Origin of the sequence: Methanobrevibacter sp. (assembly GCF_045636185.1) — an archaeon.
Classification (GTDB): domain Archaea; phylum Methanobacteriota; class Methanobacteria; order Methanobacteriales; family Methanobacteriaceae; genus Methanocatella.
The window spans coordinates 1-8,373 of sequence record NZ_JAZTXC010000089.1 but is presented as its reverse complement, the minus strand read 5'-3'; the positions used below and the strand labels follow the sequence as shown (position 1 = coordinate 8,373).

The window sequence follows — 8,373 nt, the reverse complement described above, 5'->3', positions numbered from 1 at the left end:
TTTAAATTAATTTTTATTTTTTTAATTTTCAATAAATTCATATTTTTTTATTAGTGTTCTTTAAAAATAGTTCTGAGATGTTTAAGCAATGGATTTCGTATAATTTTAAATAAAAGGGGGAAGAAGAAGTAGATTATTATTTTCTACTTCATGGTTTATTATACAATGAACTAATTTTGGAGATTATAAAATGGTTGATTTATGTCCATTGTAGAAATGAATATTAATTCACATCGTTTAGTATTATGTTTTCATCATATATAAATTTTTTCAAAAAATTTTTTTGAGGAAAATTTTGAAAAATTGTATTTTGGCATAAAATACATTAGATTAATCAAAAAGAAGAAAATGAAAGAAACATTGAAGCTCAACGATGCGAATTATCCCTTTTTGGATCAAATTATGCTTGTTATTTTCAATAAGATTATGGTGGAAATTGATTTTGATGCTATGTCTTTGAAATCATGGATTACTTATTAGTTATTTTTTCACTATTCATTGCCAATACTTCAATCAAAAAGTTTTATTTTCATTCAATTTTACCTTTAAGGATTATTATTATAATTAAAGTATGAAAATAAGCCCGAATAACACTGATTAATTTATTTACTAGAAGTATACTAATAATTAACTATGACAAAAAATAGAAGAGTTACAATTAATGTCAATAATGACTTGGACATGTATTTTCGTAAATTAGCCTCTTCTAAGTTATTGTTCACCAAGGGTTGGTATTCGAAAGCTATTGAAGAAGCTATGATGTTGTGGATTGAAAATGAGGAGAAGTGAAATTAATCAATTAATCTCCTCAAATATTATTTTTTTAAACATTTTTAGATAAACTATTTAAATTATAAGCAATCTAGATATAATTAAGTAGGTGTTTGGAAATGGATGACGAAGAATTTAGAACCGTTAGGGTCTATACTAAAAAGTATACGAGCAAGGATAAAGATGGCAATTCTGTTGAAAAGGAATCTAAACAAAAACAGGTTAGCCTTAAAAAAGAAGACCCTTTTGAAGATAACCAATTAGTTAAAGTTATTCCTAAGGACGAATATGAAAAATTAATCGATAGTAATTCTGCTGTGAATGAAGAGCTTTTGGCTGAAAAAGATGCTAAAATAGCTGAATTGGAAAGTCAACTTGATACCTTAAAGAGTTCTTTTTTCGATGATGTCGGGTCACTGAAGGATCAGTTGTCTGACAAGGAAGAATTGGTTAAGGCCAAAGATGAAATTTATGAGTTGAATAAGAAACTTGTTAGTGTAGATGAAGAGAGGGTCGCTATTTTCAAGGAACTCGATTATAAAAATAAAATGATTCTTGCTTATAATGTTGAGTTAAATAAGTCAATATTGAATGCCATTAATGTCGTCATAGATGAAGCCAGAGATAATATTAATAAAAGAAATGCCGAACTGGTAAGCGGTTTGGAAAAATCCATTTCAAAAGCCCGAAAAGATGTAAATGAGAAGAATAAAGCTATAGCATATGATATAAATAGCACTATTGATGACATGAACGAACAGATTAGAAACACAAGCACAATTAAAATGATACTCAACAAGAAAAAAATTAATTTGAGAGTACCTACTGAAGATTTGCTTAAACCTTTTGACTTTGACTTTAATGTTGAACAATTGCTTTCCGGTCAGGCATTGGAATTGGATGCTGGAGAAATATTAAAAGAAGTAATGCCTAAGCTTCCGGAACCATTTTCCAAATATATTGACACCTTAGAAGAAGGGGAATCTCCTGAAACTATTGATATTAATTCTTCAAAAGATGATAATTCTGAAGCTATTAATGTTGATTCTTCTAATGAGGATGATAATTCTGAGGCTGCTGATAACAATTCATCACAAGGGGAAGAATAAATGGATGCTAAACTTTTTCAGTCAGGCAATGTCAGTTTTGAATATCTGGACACTTGGGATGTTGAAAAAGCAGATACTTTTTCCAATCCGGATTGCATTGCCACATTATCTAAAGGTGAATCAAATCTTTTGAATGTAGTTGCATTTCCAACCCAAACTGATTTGGAAAATTACAAGGAATTTATGGAAAATTGCATTGTGGATGATGGTGGTGTGATTTTAGAGTCAGTTTTTACTGAAATAGCTTCAATGGATGCAATCAGGCTACATGGAAATATCAAAACTCCAGATATTACATTTGATATCCATACATATGTATTCATAGAAGATGGCAACATCTATATTTTTGAATTGAGGACAGCCGACTATTCTTCAGAAATCATAAAAGAGTATGATGATTTGATTTCTTCATTTAAATTAGAATAATTGATTGTATTCTAAAATAAAATCCATATATTTCTTATCCAATATTTTTAATGTTGAAACGTTTTGAGGAGATGTGGTTGAGCGCTCTTCGACCAGATTTCTTAGTGAATTATTTTCCATATGTGCCTGTATTTCACTGATGACAAATTCCAGGCATTCTCTATTTTTTTCTTCAAGTTCTTCCTGTGTTATTTCATCAAATAATCTGTATGTATTCAAGTCATATGCCTTTGTTGGAGTTTGCAAAACATTTAAATAACTGTAATAGTTACTTGCATCAGCCAAAAATCCGTCAATTCCCATGTATGTTAAGATGGGCATGAATGAACTTTCTGCAAAAGTAAATATTAACATACTTGAAGGATGCGCATTTTTTCTTAAATTAACAACAGTGTCGACCAGTTCTCTGGGGTTTGTTAGGAGTTCGTCTCCATTTGCGATGATAAATATATTATAGCCTATTTCTTCAAGTTGTTTCAGGCATTCAATTCTTAAGTCAATATATTTTGATCCTTGAATTGCGGCAGCATCACATTCGTCAACATTTTCACGGGCAAGTTTCAGTGTTTCATTTAGATTAAATCTTGCTATTTCCTTATCAATATTATGTGCTGAACCTTGGGACGGTGAAATTTTTATATCATTTTCGTAAAATAATCTTGGGGTTTTTGTACCATCCAGTTTTCCGATTCTTCCAGGTCCGTCATGTGATTTGATTTCAAATTTTTTTATCATCTAATTCTTCCTTTTTTCTATGGATATTCTTTTGTATATTATTCTATTAATATTTTAAATTTTAGGTTTTCCTAAATAAATTCTTAAGTGTAACCTTTTTGATTACACTTCTAAAAAATTTAGTAACCTTTATATAGGATTTTCTGATAAATTATAATTAAGGATTAGAGGAAATATTCCAATGAAAATCCGAGGTGTGTTTTCAATGTCTATTATAAATCGTCTTAAATCCTTATTCAAAGAAGAAAAGGATATGGAAGAAAAAGACATCAAAGAGAAAGTCTCTAATGATGTCGACGGATCATCTTCTGATTTTAATGATCCTATTGTTTCTGGAACTAAGACAACCGTATCACGTGAGGTTAGTATTTCAAAAGACCCAGAAACCAAAACAATAGAATTAAAATTCAAGAAAGATGTCCAATCAATTGAGGAAGAAAGTGTTGACGAAGCTCTTCCTATAATAGAAGAAGATGAACCTTCTGTTGATGAAGAAATTCCTGAGGTAGAAGAAGCCTCTGTGGAAAAATCTTTAGATGTTGAAGAAAATACTTCTTCAGATGAGGAAGATGATAACACTGATGATGAAGTCGAAACAGCTGAGAAAGCTGAAGACGAAGAAAATGATCAAAAAGATAAAAAGAGAGATAATATGACTTTATTGACTGATAAAGAATTATTAACAGATGCAAATCGTGACCCAGAATTTACTGCTGAGTTTATTGATGCTGGAATTGATACAGTTAAACACTGTTTCCAATGTGGTACTTGTGGTGGAGGATGTCCTTCAGGAAGAAGAACTCCTTATAAAGTAAGACAAATTGTCAGAAAATGTTTACTCGGATTAAAAGAAGATGTAATCACTGACGACGCATTATGGATGTGTACTACCTGTTACACTTGCCAAGAAAGATGTCCTAGAAGCGTAAAAATTGTGGAAATTATTAAAAAAGCACGTAATGTTGCTGCTCACGCTGGATACATGGCAAAACCACACAAAATGACTGGTGTATTTGTAATTAACACAGGACATGCAGTACCTATCAATGATGCTGCAAAAGCATTAAGAACCAAAATCGGTCTTTCCGAAGTACCTGCAACTACTCACGCTGATGCTGGAGCATTAGAAGAAGTACAAAAATTATGTAAAATTACCGCATTTGATGAATTAATCGGTTTCGATGAAGCAACCGGCGGATTAAAAGAATAATTTAATTTAGGAGAGTATTAGTATGGAAATCGCATATTTCTTAGGTTGTATCATGCCTAACCGTTATCCTGGTATTGAAAAAGCAACCCGTATATTATTTGACGCATTAGATATTGAATTAAAAGATATGGATGGAGCTTCCTGTTGTCCTGCTCCTGGTGTATTCGGTTCTTTCGATGAAGAAACCTGGGCTACTATTGCTGCACGTAACTTAACTCTTGCAGAAGATATGGGCGCTGACATCATGACCGAATGTAACGGATGTTTCGGTTCATTATTTGAAGCTAACCACATGTTAAAAGATGATGAAGATAAAAGAGCTAAAATTAATGCTAACTTAGCTGAAATCGGTAAAGAATTCAAAGGTACTACTAACGTTAAACATTTAGCACAAATCTTAAGAGATGACGTTGGATACGAAAAATTAGCATCCCTCATCGAAAAACCTTTAGATTTAAATGTTGCAGTCCACTACGGATGCCACTTCTTAAAACCTACTGCTGAAATTGGTATTGAAGATCAAGCTGAAAACCCAGCTATTTTAGATGACCTTGTAGAAATCACCGGTGCAAAATCTGTCGAATACAAAGACAAAATGATGTGCTGTGGTGCTGGTGGAGGTTTAAGAGCTAGAGATTTAGATGTAACTGCAAGTTTCACTAAAGAAAAACTAGACCACATGACTGAAGCTGGCGTAGATGCTATTATCGATGTATGTCCATTCTGTCACATGCAATTTGACCAAGGCCAAACTGAAGTTAACGAAAGATACGGAACTGACTTTGCAATTCCTGTATTCCACTTAGCTCAATTATACGGTTTAGCAATGGGATTAAGTGCTGAAGAATTAACTTTAGATGCACAAAAAATCGATGCTGCACCTGCTTTAGCTAAAGCTTTAGGTGAAAATGCTAAATAAGTTTAAGGATTAATTTCCTTATTCTTTTTTATTTTTTAGGCATTGAAAACACATTTCGGAGTTATTGTTACTTAAAAGTAACAATTTTTTTTTAAAATTTCATTTTGTTTGATAAGATACGAATAATTTTTAATTAATTTTATATATTAAATAACATAAAGAGTAAAATGTTATATAAATTATGAGGTAATGAATATGTTTGTAGCAACTTTAGATGGAATATTTAAATATGAAGATCTTCCAGAAGAATACGAACCTTATGTTCAATTCAAAGCAACTATTGATAAAAGAGAACTCAAACCTGATGATGAATTGGCTATTTTAAATATCGCTGGAACTTCAACTCATCATGTATTGTTCTTAGATTCATATAAAAATACTAGAGAAATTGAAAAAGAATTAAAAGAAGCAGATGCTAAAATTAACCATACTACTTTAAAAATTATAGGTGGACACTTATGAGTTTACCTTCTGAACAGAATTGGTTAGTTCTTTATAATCTAATTTCAGATTTAAGTGAGAGAGGATATGAAATTCCTCAGGGAATTAATCCTGAGATGGGATTAATCAGGTCATCTATTAATTCATATAAAAGGGATCCTACCCATCCTGATTTAATTAATGGTTTTGCACAAGCAGAAATGTCTTTAAGTACTATACAAGGAACAATATTATCAATTGCAGAAGAAGAAGGAGAAGAGTATACGGAATTCTGGCTCGATTTGTTTAAAAGGGCTATGAAAGGTGAAGAAATGTTTGAATTTCCAAAATCCCGTTCCACTTTTTTAGTAAATACTCCTCCAGGATTAACTACTGGAAGAATAAATTTAAAAGTTCCATTGGCTGAAGAGAGAGTTCAAGAAATTGCTGAATGGCATGGTCTCATTATAGAATTTGATGATGATGTTACTGTTTCACTTCATGGAGATAAACCTGATTTACAAATTGGTTTAAAAGAAATGGGTTCTTTCTTTTTAGAGGATAATGAGGAGATAATATGAAAATTTTAGCTATTAGTGATGTTCATGGCGAAGATAACGAAAATTTATATAAATATTTAGATAATAATGATATTGATTTAGTCATAATAACTGGTGATATTACAAATTTCGGACCTTTGGAATTTGTCGGCGAATTCATCAGTAAGATATTTGAATATGATTGTGATGTAATAGCAATTCCTGGAAATTGTGACCCTGCAGGAATTTGCAATGCTATCGGCGAATCCGGAGCATTCTGTTTACATAATGAAATTATTGGATATGGGGATGCAATCCTGTTTGGATATGGGGGATCCAATCCTACACCATTCAATACTCCTGGTGAAATCGATGATTTAAAAATATATGGTGATGTTTTTGAATTAATGGCAAATTATGATTATGTTTACAATAAGGACGTTCCTAAAGTTAGAATTCTTGTAACCCATGCCCCACCATTCAATACTGATGCAGATTTAACTGCAGGAGGGGACCATGTTGGAAGTTCAGGTATTCTAAAATCAATCCACGAATTTGAACCGGAAATTAATATTTGCGGACATATTCACGAAGCTAAATCCCTCAGTAAAATAGGTAAAACTACTGATGTTGCTAATCCGGGCATGTTAAAAGATAACGGTGCAGTATTAATTGATATTGCTGACGGTTCAAATTATGACATTAATATTATTCAATTAGATGAATAATATCTCTTTTTTTCTTTTTTTTTCAAAAATTAAATAACAACTTTTATTTATCATTATTTAAAAATATTTTTTTAGCGAATAAATTATTGTGTGATTTTATGATTTGGGTTGTTATGAATGTTGATGGTAATTTATATAAAGAGCCTTTTTCAAAAGGTGTTTTGGCTCGTTCATTAAGACTTTCAAGTTTAAGTTTAGACGAAGCATATGAAATTACTGCAGATATTGAAAGTAAACTTATTGAGAATAACATCAATGAAATATCTGTTTATGATTTATCAGAATTTGTTTTAAATTATTTGCATTACATGAATCCTGATCTTGCTATAAAATATAAGAAATGGAGAGATATCCGAACATCCAATGAACCATTGATTATTTTAATAGGTGGTGCTTCAGGTGTTGGAACCTCCTCAATGGCAATAGAACTTGCTAATCGTTTAGGTTTGAAGAATATTATAAGTACTGATATGATACGTGAAGTAATGCGTAAGATTATTTCTAAGGAATTGAATCCTGTTGTTCATAAATCCAGTTTCGATGCTTATGAAAGCATAAGAACTCCTGCAATCCGTGTTGATAAAGTAATTGAAGGATTTATCAGTCATGTTGATGTTGTTAATGTTGGTATCGAAGCAATTATTGAAAGGTCTATAAAAGAGGGTATCAGCGTTATTATAGAGGGAGTTCATATAGTCCCGGGATTTATACGTGAGGATTTGATTAATAGGAACAATGCCCTCCTCATTACATTAACTGTCGATGATGAAGAAATGCATAAGCAAAGATTTTATGCCAGATGCAGGCAGCCTTGGGTAAAAAGGTCTCTTGATCATTATATGGAAAATTTTGAGACCATTAGAAAAACGCAGGATTTTTTAATCGCTCAGGCAGATATTCATAACACTCCTATTATAAACAATGTAGATTTTAGAAATACTATAGATTTAATGATTAATTCAATTATTGAACAATTTGGAGGTGAAGAAAATGACAGCAAGGAAAGTATCAGAAATAATGACCCGTGATGTTATTACAACCACTCCGGAAATTGATGTTGTATATGCATTTGAAAAGTTAATGGAACATAAAATAAGTTCTCTACCTGTTGTGGATGACGGCAAGCTAGTTGGTATAATTACTGCAACTGATGTCGGTCATAATTTAATATTGGATAAATATGAATTAGGAACCAAGGTAGAAGAAATTATGATTAAGGATGTTATTACAATATCACCAGATGATAGCTTAGAAACTGCTATTGAGATAATGAAAGAGGCTATTCCTGGTTCTGGAATTTTAAATCAATTACCTATTGTTGAAGGTGATAAATTAGTTGGAATTATTTCAGATGGGGATATTATTCAAGAGGTATTTTAATTTACCCTCTTTCATTAATTTTTTTCTAATTTAAGTAATTTTTACTTAGTTACTGTAAAATATTATTTTTTCCAGTAATGATTTATTGGTATTTTTCCAATTTTTATTTTAACTTTTTGATTTGATTTTATTTTAG

11 protein-coding genes and 1 pseudogene are annotated in these 8,373 nt (G+C 31.2%); 11 read left to right on the top strand and 1 reads right to left on the bottom strand.

Translation table 11 applies throughout. From position 1 onward, the window contains the following. Nucleotides 1-348 precede the first annotated feature (348 nt). The 4 genes and pseudogenes from ACKI3Q_RS05280 to ACKI3Q_RS05265 all read left to right on the top strand — a co-directional run bounded on the left by ACKI3Q_RS05280 (nucleotide 349) and on the right by ACKI3Q_RS05265 (nucleotide 2,306). Nucleotides 349-480 (top strand): hypothetical protein, encoded by a 132-nt coding sequence (locus tag ACKI3Q_RS05280; RefSeq protein WP_407414972.1) that lies wholly within the window; start codon nucleotides 349-351, stop codon nucleotides 478-480. A 153-nt stretch (nucleotides 481-633) separates the two neighbouring features. Continuing rightward, nucleotides 634-789 carry a hypothetical protein gene (locus ACKI3Q_RS05275; RefSeq protein ID WP_407414970.1) on the top strand — a complete coding sequence of 52 codons (156 nt, stop codon included), beginning with the start codon at nucleotides 634-636 and terminating at the stop codon, nucleotides 787-789. Nucleotides 790-890: 101 nt separating this feature from the next. Continuing rightward, nucleotides 891-1,793: pseudogene (locus tag ACKI3Q_RS05270) on the top strand (hypothetical protein); the annotation flags it as partial. A gap of 87 nt (nucleotides 1,794-1,880) precedes the next feature. Continuing rightward, nucleotides 1,881-2,306 (top strand): hypothetical protein, encoded by a 426-nt coding sequence (locus ACKI3Q_RS05265; protein WP_407414968.1) that lies wholly within the window; start codon nucleotides 1,881-1,883, stop codon nucleotides 2,304-2,306. Here ACKI3Q_RS05265 and ACKI3Q_RS05260 read toward each other — a convergent pair. Next, nucleotides 2,298-3,041: an archaeosine tRNA-ribosyltransferase gene (locus ACKI3Q_RS05260; RefSeq protein ID WP_407414966.1), complete on the bottom strand. Its 744-nt coding sequence runs from the start codon at nucleotides 3,039-3,041 to the stop codon at nucleotides 2,298-2,300. The two genes, ACKI3Q_RS05265 and ACKI3Q_RS05260, sit on opposite strands and share 9 nt — an antisense overlap. A gap of 205 nt (nucleotides 3,042-3,246) precedes the next feature. On the opposite strand from ACKI3Q_RS05260, the gene hdrC reads away from it, so the two are divergent. The 7 genes from hdrC (at nucleotide 3,247) to ACKI3Q_RS05225 (ending at nucleotide 8,237) form a co-directional block, all read left to right on the top strand. Next, nucleotides 3,247-4,251: a CoB--CoM heterodisulfide reductase subunit C gene (hdrC, locus tag ACKI3Q_RS05255; protein ID WP_407414965.1), complete on the top strand. Its 1,005-nt coding sequence runs from the start codon at nucleotides 3,247-3,249 to the stop codon at nucleotides 4,249-4,251. Between the two features lie 22 nt (nucleotides 4,252-4,273). Further along, nucleotides 4,274-5,170: a CoB--CoM heterodisulfide reductase subunit B gene (hdrB, locus tag ACKI3Q_RS05250; protein ID WP_407414963.1), complete on the top strand. Its 897-nt coding sequence runs from the start codon at nucleotides 4,274-4,276 to the stop codon at nucleotides 5,168-5,170. A 195-nt stretch (nucleotides 5,171-5,365) separates the two neighbouring features. Next, entirely contained in the window at nucleotides 5,366-5,632 is a 267-nt protein-coding gene (locus ACKI3Q_RS05245; protein ID WP_407414961.1) for a DUF749 domain-containing protein, read from the top strand. After that, on the top strand, nucleotides 5,629-6,171 hold the full coding sequence (locus ACKI3Q_RS05240) for a DUF2096 domain-containing protein (RefSeq protein WP_407414959.1): 543 nt from the start codon (nucleotides 5,629-5,631) through the stop codon (nucleotides 6,169-6,171). The genes ACKI3Q_RS05245 and ACKI3Q_RS05240 overlap by 4 nt, the downstream gene beginning before the upstream one ends. After that, on the top strand, nucleotides 6,168-6,857 hold the full coding sequence (locus tag ACKI3Q_RS05235) for a metallophosphoesterase (protein ID WP_407414957.1): 690 nt from the start codon (nucleotides 6,168-6,170) through the stop codon (nucleotides 6,855-6,857). The genes ACKI3Q_RS05240 and ACKI3Q_RS05235 overlap by 4 nt, the downstream gene beginning before the upstream one ends. A gap of 98 nt (nucleotides 6,858-6,955) precedes the next feature. Continuing rightward, nucleotides 6,956-7,885 carry a 2-phosphoglycerate kinase gene (locus ACKI3Q_RS05230; protein WP_407414955.1) on the top strand — a complete coding sequence of 310 codons (930 nt, stop codon included), beginning with the start codon at nucleotides 6,956-6,958 and terminating at the stop codon, nucleotides 7,883-7,885. After that, a complete protein-coding gene (locus ACKI3Q_RS05225) occupies nucleotides 7,848-8,237 on the top strand; it encodes a CBS domain-containing protein (protein WP_407414953.1) in 390 nt (129 codons plus the stop codon). Before ACKI3Q_RS05230 ends, ACKI3Q_RS05225 begins: the two co-directional genes overlap by 38 nt. Nucleotides 8,238-8,373 lie beyond the last annotated feature (136 nt).